Source organism: Streptomyces sp. NPDC006368 (assembly GCF_040612535.1).
GTDB lineage: Bacteria > Actinomycetota > Actinomycetes > Streptomycetales > Streptomycetaceae > Streptomyces.
In genome coordinates this window covers 1-16,769 of the sequence record NZ_JBEXQK010000042.1, presented here as the reverse complement: position 1 = coordinate 16,769, position 16,769 = coordinate 1, and the positions used below count along the sequence as shown (strand labels likewise).

Below are 16,769 nucleotides of genomic sequence, written 5' to 3'. Positions count from 1 at the left end.
GCGGGATTTGGGATGGTGCGTGGGCTGCACGACCCGGGGGACGGCCCGAGACGAACGGGGTGGTACGTGGGGGTACTTCGTGGGGGGGATGGGGTGGTGGGGATGGGGTGGTGGGGGCTGGTGGGGCGGATACCGCGAGCGGTGCGGTTACTCCGGGCGGTGCGGCTGTGGAAGTGTGACGTTCCCGGGAGGCGCGCACCGCCCGGAGGGCTTCACTGGGTGCCGGTGAGGTGCTCGGGGCGTACCGGCGTCTTGTTCAGTTCCAGACCCGTCGCGTTCCGGATCGCCGCGAGGACGGCCGGGGTCGACGACAGGGTGGGGGCCTCTCCTATGCCGCGCAGCCCGTAGGGGGCGTGGTCATCGGCGAGTTCGAGCACGTCGACCGGGATGGTCGGCGTGTCGAGGATGGTGGGGATCAGGTAGTCGGTGAAGGAGGGGTTGCGCACCTTCGCCGTCTTGGGGTCGACGATGATCTCCTCCATGACCGCCACGCCGAGGCCCTGGGTGGTGCCACCCTGGATCTGGCCGATGACGGACAGCGGGTTGAGCGCCTTGCCGACGTCCTGGGCGCAGGCCAGCTCGATGACCTTGACCAGGCCGAGCTCGGTGTCCACCTCGACGACCGCGCGGTGCGCGGCGAAGGAGTACTGGACGTGGCCGTTGCCCTGTCCGGTACGCAGGTCGAACGCCTCGGTCGGGCGGTGGCGCCACTCGGCCTCGATCTCGACGACCTCGTCCTCCAGGACGTCGACCAGGTCGGCGAGGACCTCGCCGCCGTCGGTGACGACCTTGCCGCCTTCGAGCAGCAGCTCGGCGGTGGCCCAGGCGGGGTGGTACGTGCCCAGCTTGCGGCGGCCGATCTCCAGGACCTTCTCGCGGACGAGCTCGCAGGAGTTCTTCACCGCGCCGCCGGTGACGTACGTCTGGCGGGAGGCCGAGGTGGAACCGGCGGAGCCGACCTGGGTGTCGGCCGGGTTGATGGTCACCTGGGTGACGCCCAGCTCCGTACGGGCGATCTGGGCGTGGACGGTGATGCCGCCCTGACCGACCTCCGCCATCGCGGTGTGGACGGTGGCGACCGCCTCGCCGTTGATGACCTCCATGCGCACCTTGGCGGTGGAGTAGTCGTCGAAGCCCTCGGAGAAGCCGACGTTCTTGATGCCGACCGCGTAGCCGACGCCGCGGACGACGCCCTCGCCGTGGGTGGTGTTGGACAGGCCGCCGGGCAGCGCGCGGACGTCGGCGCCCTCGGTGGTCTCCCACTGGCGCTCCGGCGGCAGCGGGCGGGCCTTGACGCGGCGCAGCAGCTCGGCGACCGGGGCGGGCGAGTCGACCGGCTGGCCGGTCGGCATGAGCGTGCCCTGCTCCATGGCGTTGAGCCGGCGGAACTCCACCGGGTCCATGTCCAGCTTCGCCGCCAGCTTGTCCATCTGGGCCTCGTACGCGAAGCAGGCCTGGACCGCGCCGAAACCGCGCATGGCGCCGCAGGGCGGGTTGTTGGTGTAGAGGGCGATGGCCTCGATGTCCACGTTGTCGATCACGTACGGGCCGGCGGCCAGCGAGGAGGCGTTGCCGACGACCGCCGGGGATGCGGAGGCGTACGCGCCGCCGTCCAGCACGATCCGGCACTTCATGTGCGTGATCCTGCCGTCCTTGGTGGCGCCGTGCTCGTACCACAGCTTCGCCGGGTGGCGGTGGACGTGGCCGAAGAAGGACTCGAACCGGTTGTAGACGATTTTGACGGGCTTGCCGGTGCGCAGGGCGAGCAGGCAGGCGTGGATCTGCATCGACAGGTCCTCGCGGCCGCCGAAGGCGCCGCCGACGCCGGAGAGCGTCATGCGGACCTTCTCCTCGGGCAGGCCGAGGACGGGCGCGATCTGGCGGAGGTCCGAGTGGAGCCACTGGGTGGCGACGTACAGGTCGACGCCGCCGTCCTCGGCGGGCACGGCCAGGCCGGACTCGGGGCCGAGGAAGGCCTGGTCCTGCATGCCGAAGGTGTACTCGCCGGAGACGATGACGTCGGCGCGCCCGGCGGCCTCGTCGGCGTTGCCGCGGATGATCGGCTGGCGGTGGACGATGTTCGGGTGCGGGACGTGACCGGCGTGGTGGTCGTCGCGGCCGGGGTGCAGCAGCGGCGCGCCGGGGGCGGTCGCGGAGGCCTCGTCGGTGACGACGGGAAGCTCGCGGTACTCGACCTTGATCTTGGCGGCGGCGCGGCGGGCGGTCTCCGGGTGGTCGGCTGCGACCAGGGCGACGGGCTCACCGTGGTGGCGTACCCGGCCGTTGGCGAGGACCGGGGTGTCCTGGATCTCCAGGCCGTAGTTCTTCACCTCGGTCGGCAGGTCCTCGTAGGTGAGGACGGCGTACACGCCGGCCTGGGCGAGGGCCTCGGAGGTGTCGATGGAGACGATCTCGGCGTGCGCGACCGGGGAGCGCAGGATCTGGCCCCACAGCATGTCCTCGTGCCACATGTCCGAGGAGTAGGCGAACTCGCCGGTGACCTTGAGGGTGCCGTCGGGGCGGAGCGTCGACTCGCCGATGCCGCCCTTGGTCTTGGAGCCCTGGGTGACCTTGGTGGGCGTGCCCGCCGGAGCGGACGCGACGCGGGTGTTCTGCGACATGGTCAGACCGCCTCTCCCTGACGGGCGGCCGCGAGGCGGACCGCGTCGAGGATCTTCTCGTAGCCGGTGCAGCGGCAGAGGTTGCCGGAGAGCGCCTCGCGGATGTCCTCGTCGGACGGGGTCGGGTTGCGCTCCAGCATCTCGTCGGCGGCGACCAGCAGGCCGGGGGTGCAGAAACCGCACTGCACGGCGCCCGCGTCGATGAACGCCTGCTGGATCGGCGAGAGTGCCGCACGCGGGGAGGTGCCGCCCTCGCCGGTCCGGGAGTCGCCGGCCCCGTCGGAGGGGCGAGCGGACCACTGCTGGGCGGCCTGGAGGGGCGTGCCCTGCTTGCCGTCGGGGGCGGCGGAGCCGCACGCGCCGGTGCCGCACGCGCCGCTGTGCTCGGCACGCTGCTTGGCGTAGTCGGCCAGGCCCTCGACGGTGACGACCTCGCGGCCCTCGACCTGGCCGGCGGCGACGAGGCAGGAGCAGACCGGGACGCCGTCCAGGCGGACCGTACAGGAGCCGCACTCGCCCTGCTCGCAGGCGTTCTTGGAGCCGGGCAGGCCCAGGCGCTCACGCAGGACGTACAGGAGGGACTCGCCCTCCCAGACGTCGTCTGCCTCCTGCGGACGTCCGTTGACCGTGAAATTGACGCGCATGGTTATGCAGCTCCTTCAAGGGTGCGGCCGGTGCCGCGGTACTGCTCCCAGGTCCAGCCGAGCGTGCGGCGGGCCATGATGCCGACGGCGTGACGGCGGTACTTGGCGGTGCCCCGTACGTCGTCGATCGGGTTGCAGGCGGCGGAGGCGAGCTCCGCGAACTGCTTGGCGATCGAGGGAGTGATGATCTTTCCGCTGTCCCAGAAACCGCCCTCTTCGAGCGCGGCGTTCAGGAATTCCTCGGCCGCCTTCGCCCGCACGGGGGTGGGGGCGGCGGACCCGATGCCGGTGCGGACGGTCCGGGTCTCCGGGTGGAGCGCCAGGCCGAACGCGCAGACCGCGATGACCATGGCGTTACGGGTACCCACCTTCGAGTACTGCTGCGGGCCGTCCGCCTTCTTGATGTGGACGGTCCTGATGAGCTCGTCGGGGGCGAGCGCGTTGCGCTTCACGCCTGTGTAGAACTCGTCGATCGGGATGCGGCGGGAGCCGCGTACCGACTCCACCTCCACCTCGGCGCCGGCGGCCAGCAGGGCCGGGTGGGCGTCACCGGCCGGGGACGCGGTGCCCAGGTTGCCGCCGACGCCACCGCGGTTGCGGATCTGCGGCGAGGCGACCGTGTGGGACGCCAGGGCCAGGCCCGGGAGCTCTTCGCGCAGGTTCTCCATGATCCGCGTGTACGGGACGGAGGCGCCGAGGCGGACGTTCTCCTCGCCGACCTCGAACTCGTTCAGCAGCTCGATGCGGTTGAGGTCGAGCAGGTACTCGGGACGCCGGTGGTCGAAGTTGATCTCGACCATGACATCGGTGCCACCCGCGATGGGCACGGCCGTGGGGTGCTCCGCCTTGGCGGCGAGCGCCTCCTCCCAGCTTGCGGGGCGAAGGAAGTCCATGAGTGGCTCTCTTCTACGTGATCCGGTGTTACGTGATCCGAGTGATCGACGTGGTCCGTGATCTGCGTGATCGTTCGTTCGCTGGGGCACGGGGGACGGCCGGGCCCACGTCTTCGTCTTCATGTTCACGTGCTGTTGACGCGTCGTGGGCCAAGTACACCCAGCGGTGCTCCACCCGGTGCAGTCACCGAAACCATGAAGGAGTTGGCTGGTCGCCCCCCTCGTCTTGTAGATTCGAACGAAAGGAGAGCATCGGTAACCTCTCCGTTTCCCCCCGGAAACGGTGGCCACGGGTCACCGGCCACAACCAGACACCCACGAAAGAGATCGGCGGCGACGAGATGCGGCTGCGCGCACTGCTGGAAACCGACGCGCTGGGGCTGCGGCTGCTCGGCGGCGAGGACGAACTCGACCGCACGGTCCGCGGCGTGATGACGACGGACCTCCGCGACCCCAGCCGCTACCTGTCCGGCGGAGAACTGGTGCTCACCGGGCTGGCCTGGCGGCGTGACGCCGCCGACTCCGAGCCGTTCGTCCGGATCCTGTCGGCGGCCGGCGTCGCGGGGCTGGCGGCCGGCGAGGCCGAGCTCGGGGCCATCCCGGACGATCTGGTCCAGGCCTGTTTGCGCCACCGCCTCCCCCTGTTCGCAGTAAACGAATCCGTTGCTTTCGCAACCATTACGGAGCATGTTGTTCGACAGGTGTCGGGCGAGCGGGCCGGAGACCTCGCGGCTGTCGTCGATCGCCACAGAAGGCTGATGACCTCCGGCCCCGCCGGCGGCGGACCCGAGGTCGTCCTGGACCTCCTCGGCTCCGACCTGGACCTTCGCGCCTGGGTGCTCTCGCCGACCGGGCGGCAGATCGCGGGCGCCGGCGCCCCGCTGCCCGCCGAGGTGAGCGCCACGCTCGCGGGTGAGCACCTGGCCGCGACCCGCACCGGGCGGCGCGGGCCGCACCGCGCGGTGACCGGCGGCGCGACGTACTCGCTCTTCCCGATCCGGAACACCGGGCGCGGCGCCACGCCCGCGTCGCGGGACGTCCGCGAGACCGTGCTCTCCGACTGGCTGCTGGCCGTCGAGGCGGACGCGAGCGACTGGCCGGCCGCCCGCCTGGACCTCCTCCAGGGCGTCACCCAGCTGATCGCCGTCGAGCGCGACCGGCGGGACGCGGCGCGGACGGTACGGCGACGGCTCGCCCAGGAGGTCCTGGAGCTCGTCCAGACGGGCGCCGCCCCGGCGGAGATCGCCGCGCGCCTGCGGGTGGCCGCGCCCGTGCTGCTGCCGGGCCTCGGGACGGCGCCGCACTGGCAGGTCGTGGTGGCCCGGGTCGAGTGGGGCGAGGAAGGCGCGGCCGGGGGCGGCAAGGGCGCGCCGGGCGCGGACCCCGGGCAGGTCGCCCAGTCGCTGCTGGAGGAGATCCTGGTCGACCCCGCGACGGTCGGCCCCGACTCGGCCGACCGGATCGCGGTGGCGCACACCGGTGACGAGGCGATCGCGCTGGTGCCGCTGCCCGTGGTGCCCGACGGCACCGCCCCGGAGGACGGCGCCGACGAGGAGGCGGGCCCGGCGGGCACCGGCGGGCCCGGTCTGCACGCGGACGCCCTGCTGGCAAGCGTGCGGGCACCGCTGTCGGCCGGGCTCGCGGACGACGGGCGTCTCACGCTGGGCGTGAGCGCCGCCGTGCACTCCGCCGAGGGGCTGCGCGGTGCGCTGGAGGAGGCGCGGCACGCGCGGCGGGTGGCGGCGGCGCGGCCCGGGCGGGTCTGCGCGGCGGGGCACCACGAGCTGGCGTCCCACGTGCTGCTGCTGCCGTTCGTGCCGGACGACGTGCGGCGGGCGTTCACGGCGCGGCTGCTGGACCCGCTGCGGGACTACGACCGGCGCCACCGCGCGGAGCTCATCCCGACGCTGGAGGCGTTCCTGGACTCCGACGGGTCCTGGACGCGGTGTGCGACCCGGCTGCACCTGCACGTGAACACGCTGCGGTACCGCGTGGGGCGCATCGAGCAGCTGACGGGGCGTGACCTGTCGCGCCTGGAGGACAAGCTGGACTTCTTCCTCGCCCTGCGCATGTCCTGACGGCCCCCCATCCCCGCCTCACCTCACCGCACGCCCTCTCCCCTCTCCACTTCTCCCCGTCCCTTCGACCGGGAGCACTTCGAACCCGGAAGGCTGGAAGCCCCACCTGATGTCCGGACACGAGGACACGCGCGACGCCCTGCGCGGTGACTGCGCGAACTGCTTCGGCCTGTGCTGCGTCGCCCTGCCCTTCTCCGCGTCGGCGGACTTCGCCGTCGACAAGCCCGCCGGCACCCCCTGTACGAATCTGCGCGAGGACTCCCGCTGCGGCATCCACACCCGCCTGCGGGACCGGGGGTTCTCCGGGTGCACGGTGTACGACTGCTTCGGCGCCGGCCAGAAGGTCTCCCAGGTCACCTTCGGCGGCCGGGACTGGCGGCGGGATCCCGGCACGGCCCGGCGGATGTTCGCGGCCTTCCCCGTCGTCCGCCACCTCCACGAGCTGCTCTGGTACCTCACCGAGGCGCTGACGCTCCCGTCCGCCCGCGACCTGCGCGGCGAGACACGCCGCCTCCTCGACGAGACCGAACGCCTCACCCTCCTCTCCCCCGACGAGCTCGCCGTCCTCGACGTCCCGGCCCACCGCCGGACCGTCGGTGACCTGCTGCTGCGCACCAGCGCGCTCGCCCGCGCCGAGGTCCCCGGCGCGAACGGCCGGAAGAAGGACCGCCGCGGCGCCGACCTCATGGGCGCGCGCCTCAAGGGCGCCGACCTGCGGGGCGCCACCCTGCGCGGGGCGTACCTCATCGCGGCCGACCTCACCGGCGCCGACCTGCGCCGGGCCGACCTCCTCGGCGCGGACCTCCGCGACGCGCGGCTCGCGGGCGCGGACCTCACCGGCGCTCTGTTCCTCACCCAGCCGCAGATCGACGCGGCGCGCGGCGACGCCCGCACGGTGCTGCCCGGGACGCTCACCCGCCCGGCCCACTGGGAGTGTTAGCCGGCCGGGACGGCGGAGGCGCCGCCCGGCGCGGGGCTCACGGGGACCGTCCCGCGTCCATGGGGCGTCAGCGGGTCAGCACGCGGGTGAACGCGCCCTCTCGGCCGGCCAGTTCGTCCCAGGTGCCCTCCTCCACGATCCGGCCGCCCTCCAGGACGGCGATCCGGTCGGCCCGGCGGACCGTCGCCGGGCGGTGGGCGATGACCACCGTCGTACGCCCCCGGGACGCCGCCGACAGCGCGGCCGAGACCTCCGCGTCGCCCTCGGTGTCCAGGTGGGCCGTCGTCTCGTCGAGGACCAGGACCCGGGGGCGGGAGAGCAGCGCGCGGGCCAGCGCGACGCGGGAACGCTGGCCGCCGGAGAGGGTCGCGCCCCGCTCACCGACCCGGGTGGCGTAGCCGTCGGGCAGGGCGTCGGCGATCCGGTCGACGCCGCAGAGCCGGGCGGCGGCGTACAGCTCCTCGTCGCCGGCGCCGGGGCGGGCGAGGCGCAGGTTGTCCGCCAGGGTGCCGTGGAAGAGCGGCGCGTCCTGGCCGACGACCGCGATCGTACGGCGCAGCTCGTCCTCCGCCAGCTCGCGTACGTCGACGGGGTCGCCGTACGAACCCACCAGTTCCACCGTGCCGTCCGTCGGGTCCCAGAAGCGGGCCAGGAGATGCGCGCAGGTGGACTTGCCCGCGCCCGACGCCCCGACGAGCGCGACGGTCTCCCCCGCGCGCACGGTGAGGTCGACGCCGTCGAGGACCGGCGCGGCGCCGTAGTCGAAACGCACCCCCCGCAACCGTATCCCCAGCGGGCCGGCCGGCGCCGGGCGCGGGGTCGCGGGCGCGGGCGCCCCGGCGCGGGCCCGGACGGCGGCGCCGACCCGGGCCGCCGCGGCGCGCAGGCCGCCCGCCTGGCCGAGCGCCGCGGCCGAGTCGGCGACCGGCGCGAGGACCCCGAGCGCGAGAGCCATCGCGGCCGGCGCCCACGCCCCGGTGGGCGCCGCGGCGACCAGGGCGACGACCCCGACGACCGCGGCGACCACGAGCAGGTCGCGGACCGCGGACGCGCCCGCCTCCCAGGTGTGCTCGGCGCGCTGCGCGGCGCCCAGCCGCTCGCCGTGCTCCCGCAGCCGCGCCCTGCGCCGGTCCAGGGCGTCGAACGCGAGGAGTTCGCGCAGGCCGTCGACCGTCTCCACGGCCTCGGCGGACAGGTCGGCGGCGGCCCGGCGGGTGCGGGCACCGCGTGCCGCCCGGCCCCGGCCGTCCAGCAGCGGGGCGAGCATCAGCAGCCCCGCGGCGGGGAGGACGGCGGCCAGGAGCGACGGGTCGACGACCGCGAGGGCCACCGTGCCGCCCGCGAAGACGGTGACCGAGGCGGCGAGTTGCGCGAGGGCGTGCGCGTAGAAGAACTCCAGCGCCTCCACGTCGCCCAGCGCCGCCGCCGCGAGGTCACCGCTGCGGCGGCCGGCGATCCGCGCGGGCGCGCTGCGGGCGAGCCCGTCGAAGACCCGTACCCGCAGCTCGGCCAGGACCCGGTACGCCAGGTCGTGCGACAGGTCCATCTCCCGCCAGGTGGCGACCGAGCGGAGCAGGACGAGCCCGATCAGGGCGGCGACCGTGCCGGCGCCGGGGGCGGCGCGGTCCACGACCGCGGTGCCGACCGTGTGCGCGGCGAGCGTCACCAGCGCGACGAGCGCCGCCTGGTCGACGAGGGCGGCGGCGAACGTCCGTACCGTCATCGCCTTGTGCGCCGCGAGGACCGGCAGCAGGGCGCGCAGGGCGCCGCGTTCCCGGCCGGTGACGGTGGCGCCGGCGGTGGTGCTGGTCGTAGCGGTGGTCACGCTGCCTCCTCGTGGGTGCGGCCGGCGGCGACCAGCCGCGCGTACAGGCCGCGCTGGGCCAGCAGGCTGGTGTGGGTGCCGGTCGCGTCGACCCGGCCGCCGTCCAGCACGACGATCCGGTCCGCGTCCCGCACGGACGCGAGCCGGTGGGCGACCACCAGACAGGTACGGCCGCGCGCGGCGCGCAGCAGGGCGCGGCCGATGCGGGCCTCGCGGCGCTCGTCGACGGCGCTCGTCGCCTCGTCCAGGACGAGGACGGGCGCGTCGGCGAGCAGCGCCCGGGCCAGCGCGAGGCGTTGGCGCTGGCCGCCGGAGAGCGTCGCGCCCCGCTCGCCGACCTGCGTGGCGTAGCCGTCGGGCAGGCCCATGAGCTCGTCGTGGACGCCGGCCGCCCGCGCGGCGGCGTACAGCTCCTCGTCGGAGGCGTCGGGGCGCGCGAGGCGGAGGTTGTCGGCGACGGAGGCGTGGAAGAGGTACGTGTCCTGCGACACGACCGCGATGCCGCGCCGCAGCGCGTCGAGGGCGTACGCGGTGTGGTCGGTTCCGTCGAGGGTCACCCGGCCGCCGTCCGGGTCCCACTGGCGCAGGAGGAGCGCCAGCAGGGTGGACTTGCCGGCGCCCGAGGGCCCGACGACGGCGGTCGTGCGGCCCGCTTCGGCGGTGAAGGACACGCCGCGCAGGGCGGGGTGGGCGGCGTCGGGGTAGGTGAAGCGCACGTTCTCGAAGCGGATGCGGGGCGGGTGGGCGGGCGGCTGGGCGGTGCCGGTGTCCGGGACGGCGGGGGGCGCGGTGCGCAGCGCGGTGATGCCGTCGGCCGCCGAGACGCCGAGGTAGCCCGCGTGCCATTCGCGGGACAGGTCGCGGATGGGGCGGAAGCACTCCGACGCCAGCATCAGGACCAGGTAGGTGCCGGTGGCGGCGGTCCGGCCGGACGCGGCCGACGCGCACGCGACCAGCGCGGCGGCGACGGTGCCGCCCTGGACGGCGAGATCGGTGATGCCCGTGTCGACGAGCGAGACCCGCAGCTTGGCGACGGTCGCCCGGTGCAGGGCCGCGGAGCGCGCCTCCAGCCGGGTCCGGACGCGGGACACCGCTCCGGTGGCCCGGAGCGTCGGCATGCCCTGGAGCGCTTCCAGGTAGTCGGCCGCGAGCGCCTCGTACGACTCCCAGTGCTCCTGGCCGCGCCGGGCGAGCAGCCTGTCCCACCAGCGGGGTGCGAGGAGCGCGAGGAGGAGCGCGGGGGCGAGCGCGAGAAGGGCGCGGGACTCGGCGAAGGCGATGACGGCGAGGAGGACGGGCGGCAGCGCGCAGGTGATCAGGGCTTGGGGGAGGTAGCGGGAGACGTACGCGTCGACGCCCTCGACACCGTCGACGAGTGTGGCGCGTACGGCTCCGGCGCGGGCGTCGCTGCCGCGCAGGGGGCCCACGGTGCCGAGGCGGGCGAGGAGCGCGTCGCGCAGACCGGTGCGGACGCGGGCGCCGGCGTGGGCCGCGAGCGTGCGCTGACGGTGAGTCAGTGCGGCGCGGACGGCGACGGCGGCGAGGACGGCGCCCAGCAGGGCCGGCAGTCCCGCCGTGTCACCGCGCGCGATGCGGGCGAGGGCGAGTGCGAGCAGCACCGCCTGGGCGAGGTGGGTGACGGCCACGGCCGCGAGCAGAGCGGTGGCCCCGAGCAGCGGGCGGCGCGCGATCCGGGCGGCGCGCAGCAGCTCCGGGTGGAGCATCATGACCGGTCGGTCCCTTCTGTGCGGAGGCCCAGGGCGAGGGCGTGGACGATGTGGGCGGGGCCGTGCGGCCCGTCCTGCCAGGAGCCGACGGGGCGTGAGGCGAGGCCCAGGGCGGTGGCCACGGCTTGGGCGAGGCCGACGCCGTACCCGGCGAGCAGGTGGTCGCGGCGGATCCGGTCGGGTGGCGCGTCGTCGGGGCAGCCGTGGGCCAGCAGGAGGGCGCCGGCCTCGGTCGGCCAGGCCTGCCGCGCGGCCCGGCCGGCGAGTCCGGCGGGGGTGGTGCGGGGCCCCTCCGGACGCGGCCCCTGCCGACACGGCTCCTGCGGACACGGCTCCCGGGGGCCGGTGGATCCGGCGGGGGCGGCCCCGCGCGGTCCCGCTGCGGGCGGTGCCCCTTCCGACGGGTGGGGTGCCACCGCCAGGGACCAGGCGGGGGCGCCCGTTGTCCGCGCGGTGGTGAGGAGCGTCTGGAGGACCGTGTCTTCCGGTACGCCCCGGAAGGGCGGGGTCGCGCTGCGGCGGGCGAGGAGGACGGCGGCCGGGACCGCGGGGGCGCGCGTCGGCTGCCAGGCCCCGGCAGCCCCCGGCACGGGGTCGGCGGCCCGGGTGGGGCCGGTCGGGCCGGTCAGGGCGGCCAGGAGGTGCCAGGTCTCCTCAAGGGCGGGAGGTGGCGGGTGCGGTGTCGGAGGCGGGGGCGGGGTGGGTGCGTACGCGGCCCAGGCGGCGAGGGCATCGGCCGGCCCGGGCGTCAGGCGGACGGCCGCCAGGGCGTGTTCCGGTTCGGCGCCGTGCCAGTCGTGCCGGTCGGCCGGGAGGCCGGCCGCCGCGGCGAGCAGCGCGCCGTCCGCGTCCGGGCACCACTCGGGCGCGCCCGCGAGGGCGAGGGCGGCGGCCGCGTGGCCGGTGTCGAGGAGCAGCAGCGGCCAGCCCCGGTGGCCGTAGTGCGAGACGGTGCGCCGCGCGGTGACGGTCAGGACGGTGATCGCCCCGCGCGGCGCGTCCGCGGGTGCGGCCCCTCGCCGGCGCAGCCGGTGGCGTACGGGGTCGTACGCGTACCGGCCGGGCGGGAGGGCGGAACCCGGGCCCAGGAGGACATGGGCGTTGACGGGGTGCAGGGCGCCCGCTGAAGCCGCGGGGCGCAGCCGGCCGCCGGCCAGTGACAGGCGCAGGAGGCGGTCGAGGCAGGGCGGTACGGGGAGCGGCTCGCCCGGCCAGGGGGTGACCTGGCGGCCGGCCGGGAAGTCGGGGCCCGGGGGCTCCGCGGAGCGGGCGCGCGCCAGCGCGGTGCGCAGGGACGGTGTCAGGGGCGGTGTCAGGGAGGGTGTCATGGCGCGGTTCACATGTGGGGCGGCGGGGCGAGGGTGAAGTCCGCCGGTCCGCCGGGTGCCTTGGTGCGCCAGTGCCGGCTGAGGGCGGCTTCGGCGAACCGGGGGCAGCCGAGGTAGGCGAAGGCGGCGGGCTGGTTGGGGACGAGGCCGGAGACGAGGACGCGGGCGACGCGCAGGGGTGTCTCGGCGATGTCCTCGGTGGTCAGGTCCAGGGTGATGACCCGGTGGCCGCCTTCGGCGAGGCCCGTGTCGAGTGAGGCTCGGGTGGCGGGGGTGATGTCGGTGACCGCGACGGTGCCGAGGGCCGGGTCGGTGAAGCGCCGGGCGTAGGCGGCCATGCGGGGGTCCAGCCACACCTGGACGTGGGCCCCCAGGTCGCGTACGGCTCGGAAGTCCTCGCCGCAGTCGTCGAGGTAGCGGCGGTCGGGACGGTGGTCGAGGTAGAGGCCGCGCGCCAGCATGCCCGCCTCGATGGCCCGGAAGACCCAGCCGTCGGCCTCGGTGGCGCCCTGGGTGAAGACCCAGGTGTGGACCGCTTCCAGGACCGCCTTGCGGGCCGCCTCCGCCGGGTCGAAGCGGCAGGCGAACCCGGCGGCGTGGATGCCGCGTGCCGGGTCGTGGACGAGCGCGGCCATGCAGGGGGCGAGCGCGGAGGGCATCTCGACGATCCACACGTCCAGGGCGGAGTCGGTGAGGTCGTCCAGGAGGCCGGGAACGCTCGCCGGGTCGATGCCGCGCGTGGGGCCGTCGAGGTGCCACCACAGTTCGAGGGCGTCGCGCTCGACCACCTCCAGCAGCGCCCGCTCGACGGCGTCGTCGAAGCCCTGGCCGGTGGCGATGCCCGCGTAGTTGAGGTGGTGGGTGCGCGGCAGTGAACGGTGGGCCCCCTGACGCCAGTTGAGGTGGGTGAGGGCGACGGGGGCCCAGCACTCCTCGCCGTCCTCGGTCGCGCGCGCCCACAGTGCGGGGGTGTCGGGGGTGAGCGGCCGGTAGGGGAAACCCGCCCGCTCGTACTGCCAGGGGGCGTAGGCGGGCAGGTCGCCGGGGCCGTACAAGCGCAGCCCCTCGGCGGCGAGTTCGGCGGCGGTGGCGCGGCGCGGCTCGTCGGGGTGGCCGGGCGGGGGCAGCCGGTTGCCGCAGTAGCGCTCGACGGCCTCGGCGATGGCCGCGATCCGGGCGCCTTCGGGGTCGCCGAAGGTGGTGCCGAGGGAGACCCGGTCGGCGGGCCAGGCGCCGAAGCGGCGGGCGTCGGAGACGTCGGCGGTCATGGCGGTGTAGCGGGAGGGGGCTCCGGTGGGGTGCGGTACGGGTTCGACGCCCCGTATCAGCCCGCAGACCGGGTCCACCAGCGCTTCGAGGTTCACGTCTGTATCTCCTGTACGGGGTCGATGTGCGGGACACCCCGGACGACGGGGAGGCAGAGGGCGCTGCCCCGCATGCGTACGGTGCGGTGCGAGGGCTCCAGGCGCGTGGCGGTCACCGGGTCCTCGCCGGTGTGCGGGTTGCGGGCGTGCGCGGGGAAGTGGTGGCCGGCCACTTCCAGACGGACGCGCGTGCCGGCGGGCAGGCGCCGGGCGAGGTGTCCCAGGGGGACGGTGAACGGGCCGGGGCGGGTGCGGCGCACGATGCCGGTGGTGAGCGGGTCGGCCCGGCCGGCCGGGTCGAGGGCGACGAGCCGCACGGCCCAGTCGGCGGACGGGGCGTCGGCGGTGGCGTCGAGGCGGGCTTCGGCGGGGCCGAGCAGGTCGAGGGGGCGCGCGAGGGGTGGCGTCACCAGGAGGCAGCGGTCCGGGACGCCGCGCTCGGAGACGTTCAGGTCGTCGGAGCGCACGGGGTGGTCGGGGTGGGCGACGAACGCCGCTCCCCGGACCAGGCGCGGACCGGTGCCGGTGCCGAACGTGTGCCGGGTGGGCAGCGTGGTGTGGCCGGCGGGGCACCAGTGGTCGCTGCCGCCGAGCGCCACGGCCCCGGTGCGGCCCGCGAGGGTGCCGGCGAGGGCGGCGCGGGCCCAGCCGGTGTAAAGGGCGCCGAGGTCGACGCGGTGGGCGGGACGGGCTTCGGGGGCGGGTTCGGCGGTGAGGCGGTGGCCCCAGGGACCGAGCAGCAGGCGCGCGGGGCCGGGCCAGTGGCGCCAGAGCTCGACGGTGTCGCCGGCGAACGGATCGCGGGTGCCGCCGACGGCGAGCAGCGGGATCTCCGCGGCCGGCAGGTCGCGGCGCCGGGCGCGCCAGAGGGCGCGCCAGGAGGGGTGGTCCAGGATCCCGGTGACGGGGAGGTGGTCGAGGGGCGCGGGGTCCCCGGACGCGCCGTGGGTGGACCACCAGCCCGCGCGCGCCTGGAGCCGTTCGGGGCCGGTCCTCTCGCGGGCCGTCTCGGCGAGGCCGAGCGCGGGTACGGCCGCGATCACCGCGTCGGCAAGGTCCGCGACGGCCAGGGCGCAGTACGCGGCGTACGAGGCGCCCGCGGTGACGACCTGTCCGTTGCTCCACGGCTGGGCGCGCAGCCAGTGCAGGGTCGTCTCCCCGTCCTTCTTCTCGTGGTCGCCGTAGGGCTGCCAGTCGCCCGGGGAGCCGTGCCGGCCGCGGACGTCCTGCGCGAGCGCGGCGAACCCCCGGGCGGCCCAGCCGCGCAGTTCGGCGCGGTGGTGGCGGCGGTCGTACGGCGTGCGGATGACGACCGCGGGGTGGGTGGCGGGGGTGGGCGGGAGGCAGACGTCGGTCGCGAGGCCGTCGATGCGGACGGTCGTGGTCATCGCGGCGCGTCCAGCGGGGCGACGTCCGGCACGGGCAGGACGGGGTGTTCGGTGACGGTGAGGTCGCGCAGGTCGATCCGGCGCAGCCGGCGCCGTACGGACAGGGGCGCGCCGTTCGCCCAGGCGATGAGGTCGCCGGTGAGCAGGGCGGCGGTGAGGGCGGCGGACGCCTCGGTGTGGGCGGGCGTGCGGTCGGGGGTGCGGTGGCCGGCCCAGTAGGCGGCGAGTTCGCGGTGCGCGGGGGTGGCGGCGAGCCTGCGGAGCCGTACGTGCGCGGAGGTGACGTCGCCGGGCGCGCAGGCGAGGGGCTCCAGCCAGGCGTGGGCCCCTTCGCGGTGGCAGCGCAACCAGGCGATGCCCCGGGCGGGGAGCCGGTCGGCCTCCTGCCAGAGGGCCGCGTCGCCCGGCCGGTCGAGGCACCACACGACGGCGGTACGGCCCGGGGCACCGATGCCGGCGCCGAGGGCCGGGGCGCCGGAGACCGGCGTGCGGCCGGGGACCGGGGCGCCGGCGCGGGAGACCGGAGTGCCGGCGCCGGGGACCGGAGTTCCTGTCCCCGGCACCGGAGTTCTTGTCCCGGAGGCCAGATCGTGGCCGGAGACGGGGGTGTCGGCGCCGCAGGCCGGGGCACCCGTACCGGAGACCGGGGCGCCGGGGGCCGGGGTGTCGATCTCCGCGAGGTCGGTGCGGACGGTGGCCCCCGCGTCCCGGACGCACCGCGTGAGCGGCCCTGTCAGCTCGGGGTCCCCGAGCACGACCACGGTGCGTCCGTGGAGCGGGGGCGGCGTGTCGTCGGCGCGGCGCGCGTAGCCCGCGTCCTCGAACGCCGTCACGAGGGGCCCGAGTCCGGGGACGTCCGGCCGACCCGTCGTCAGATGGTCCACCAGCGCCTGCGCGTCGACCGCTCCGGTGTCCACCCGGAGGAACGTTCCGTCGGGCGTACGGACGGCGAGGCCCCGGCCGGGGACGGTGACGAGGACGGTGCCGGGGGCGAGCCGCGCGGTGGCCACGAGGTTCCTCCAAGAGGGGACGGGAGCGGGGAAGGGGCGGTAGGGGGACGGGACGGGCCCGCCCGGGAAGGCGATCCGGGCGGGCCCGCTGTTCGGGATGGCGCGGGACTTACTTCTCGGTGTCCGCGTCGGCCTCGACCGCGTCGTCGAAGGGGTTCTCGACGAGGGCGTTGGAGTGGGTCGCCGACAGGTGGGCGAGCTGGCCCTGCTCGGCGATCGGCGTGAACACCTTGGTGTGCTCCATGAATTGAGCCTCCGTTCCATACGGGTGACCGCGCCGCCGGACCGGCGACGCACCACAGACACTAATGAATATGATTTTCATTTTTCAAGACTTGGGGCGAAGGAAGAGGGTGATCCGGGTAACACACGGGCCACCCGCCCTCCGGATCCCGCCCCACGCGCCCGGCCACGCCCAGCACGTCCGCGAGGAGGGCGGGGGTGACGACCTCGGCGGGCGGGCCGTCCGCCGCCACCCGGCCGTCGCGCAGGGCGACGATCCGGTCCGCGAACCGCGCCGCGTGCCCCAGGTCGTGCAGCACCATCACGACGGTGAGCCCCCGCTCCTCGCGCAGCCGCACCACGGTCTGCATGACCTCCAGTTGGTGGCGCAGGTCCAGGTACGTCGTCGGCTCGTCGAGCAGCAGGACGCGCGTGTCCTGGGCCAGCGCCATGGCCAGCCGCACCCGCTGCCGCTCACCGCCCGACAGCGCGTCCACCGGCCGGTCCGCCCACTCCGTCACGCCGACGTCGGCCATCGCGCGGGCGCACACCGCGTCGTCCCCGTCGCGCAGCATGCCGAGCGGCCCGCGCGCGGCGTACCGCCCCTGCCGTACCAGCTGGCGAACCGTCATGCCGGGTACGGCGGGGGCCTGCTGGTGCAGCAGGGCGACCCGGCGGGCGGCGGCGCGGCGCGACAGCCGCCCCAGGTCGTCGCCGTCGAGCACGACC

General features: G+C 75.6%; 13 protein-coding genes. 2 read left to right on the top strand and 11 right to left on the bottom strand.

The features are described 5' to 3' along the window. Nucleotides 1-212: 212 nt before the first annotated feature. From pucD to ABZZ38_RS24875, 3 genes are read right to left on the bottom strand one after another with little or no spacing between them, the layout of a single operon-like run. Nucleotides 213-2,621, bottom strand: coding sequence for a xanthine dehydrogenase subunit D (gene pucD, locus ABZZ38_RS24885; RefSeq protein ID WP_356743737.1), 2,409 nt, complete (start codon nt 2,619-2,621; stop codon nt 213-215). A 2-nt stretch (nt 2,622-2,623) separates the two neighbouring features. Continuing rightward, nucleotides 2,624-3,265: a (2Fe-2S)-binding protein gene (locus tag ABZZ38_RS24880; protein WP_356743735.1), complete on the bottom strand. Its 642-nt coding sequence runs from the start codon at nt 3,263-3,265 to the stop codon at nt 2,624-2,626. Nucleotides 3,266-3,267: 2 nt separating this feature from the next. After that, nucleotides 3,268-4,158, bottom strand: a complete 891-nt coding sequence (locus ABZZ38_RS24875; RefSeq protein WP_356743733.1) for a xanthine dehydrogenase family protein subunit M — start codon at nt 4,156-4,158, stop codon at nt 3,268-3,270. A 341-nt stretch (nt 4,159-4,499) separates the two neighbouring features. On the opposite strand from ABZZ38_RS24875, the gene ABZZ38_RS24870 reads away from it, so the two are divergent. Then, on the top strand, nt 4,500-6,236 hold the full coding sequence (locus ABZZ38_RS24870) for a PucR family transcriptional regulator ligand-binding domain-containing protein (RefSeq protein ID WP_356743731.1): 1,737 nt from the start codon (nt 4,500-4,502) through the stop codon (nt 6,234-6,236). A 109-nt stretch (nt 6,237-6,345) separates the two neighbouring features. After that, on the top strand, nt 6,346-7,176 hold the full coding sequence (locus tag ABZZ38_RS24865) for a pentapeptide repeat-containing protein (protein WP_356743729.1): 831 nt from the start codon (nt 6,346-6,348) through the stop codon (nt 7,174-7,176). Nucleotides 7,177-7,243: 67 nt separating this feature from the next. Here ABZZ38_RS24865 and ABZZ38_RS24860 read toward each other — a convergent pair whose 3' ends face one another. The 8 genes from ABZZ38_RS24860 to ABZZ38_RS24825 all read right to left on the bottom strand — a co-directional run. Further along, nucleotides 7,244-9,001 carry an ABC transporter ATP-binding protein gene (locus ABZZ38_RS24860; protein ID WP_356743727.1) on the bottom strand — a complete coding sequence of 586 codons (1,758 nt, stop codon included), beginning with the start codon at nt 8,999-9,001 and terminating at the stop codon, nt 7,244-7,246. Next, nucleotides 8,998-10,728: an ABC transporter ATP-binding protein gene (locus ABZZ38_RS24855; RefSeq protein WP_356743725.1), complete on the bottom strand. Its 1,731-nt coding sequence runs from the start codon at nt 10,726-10,728 to the stop codon at nt 8,998-9,000. The genes ABZZ38_RS24860 and ABZZ38_RS24855 overlap by 4 nt, the downstream gene beginning before the upstream one ends. Then, nucleotides 10,725-12,056: a hypothetical protein gene (locus ABZZ38_RS24850; RefSeq protein ID WP_356743723.1), complete on the bottom strand. Its 1,332-nt coding sequence runs from the start codon at nt 12,054-12,056 to the stop codon at nt 10,725-10,727. Before ABZZ38_RS24850 ends, ABZZ38_RS24855 begins: the two co-directional genes overlap by 4 nt. Nucleotides 12,057-12,064: 8 nt before the next feature. Further along, nucleotides 12,065-13,420 (bottom strand): YcaO-like family protein, encoded by a 1,356-nt coding sequence (locus tag ABZZ38_RS24845; RefSeq protein WP_356743721.1) that lies wholly within the window; start codon nt 13,418-13,420, stop codon nt 12,065-12,067. Continuing rightward, a complete protein-coding gene (locus tag ABZZ38_RS24840) occupies nt 13,417-14,808 on the bottom strand; it encodes a CocE/NonD family hydrolase (protein WP_356743719.1) in 1,392 nt (463 codons plus the stop codon). Before ABZZ38_RS24840 ends, ABZZ38_RS24845 begins: the two co-directional genes overlap by 4 nt. Then, complete coding sequence (locus ABZZ38_RS24835) at nt 14,805-15,818, bottom strand: hypothetical protein (RefSeq protein WP_356743717.1); 1,014 nt, start codon at nt 15,816-15,818, stop codon at nt 14,805-14,807. The genes ABZZ38_RS24840 and ABZZ38_RS24835 overlap by 4 nt, the downstream gene beginning before the upstream one ends. Nucleotides 15,819-15,927: 109 nt before the next feature. Then, complete coding sequence (amiA, locus tag ABZZ38_RS24830; RefSeq protein WP_356743715.1) at nt 15,928-16,062, bottom strand: streptamidine family RiPP; 135 nt, start codon at nt 16,060-16,062, stop codon at nt 15,928-15,930. Nucleotides 16,063-16,123: 61 nt separating this feature from the next. Next, a partial coding sequence (locus ABZZ38_RS24825) for an ABC transporter ATP-binding protein (RefSeq protein ID WP_356743712.1) occupies nt 16,124-16,769 on the bottom strand: 646 nt, incomplete at its 5' end.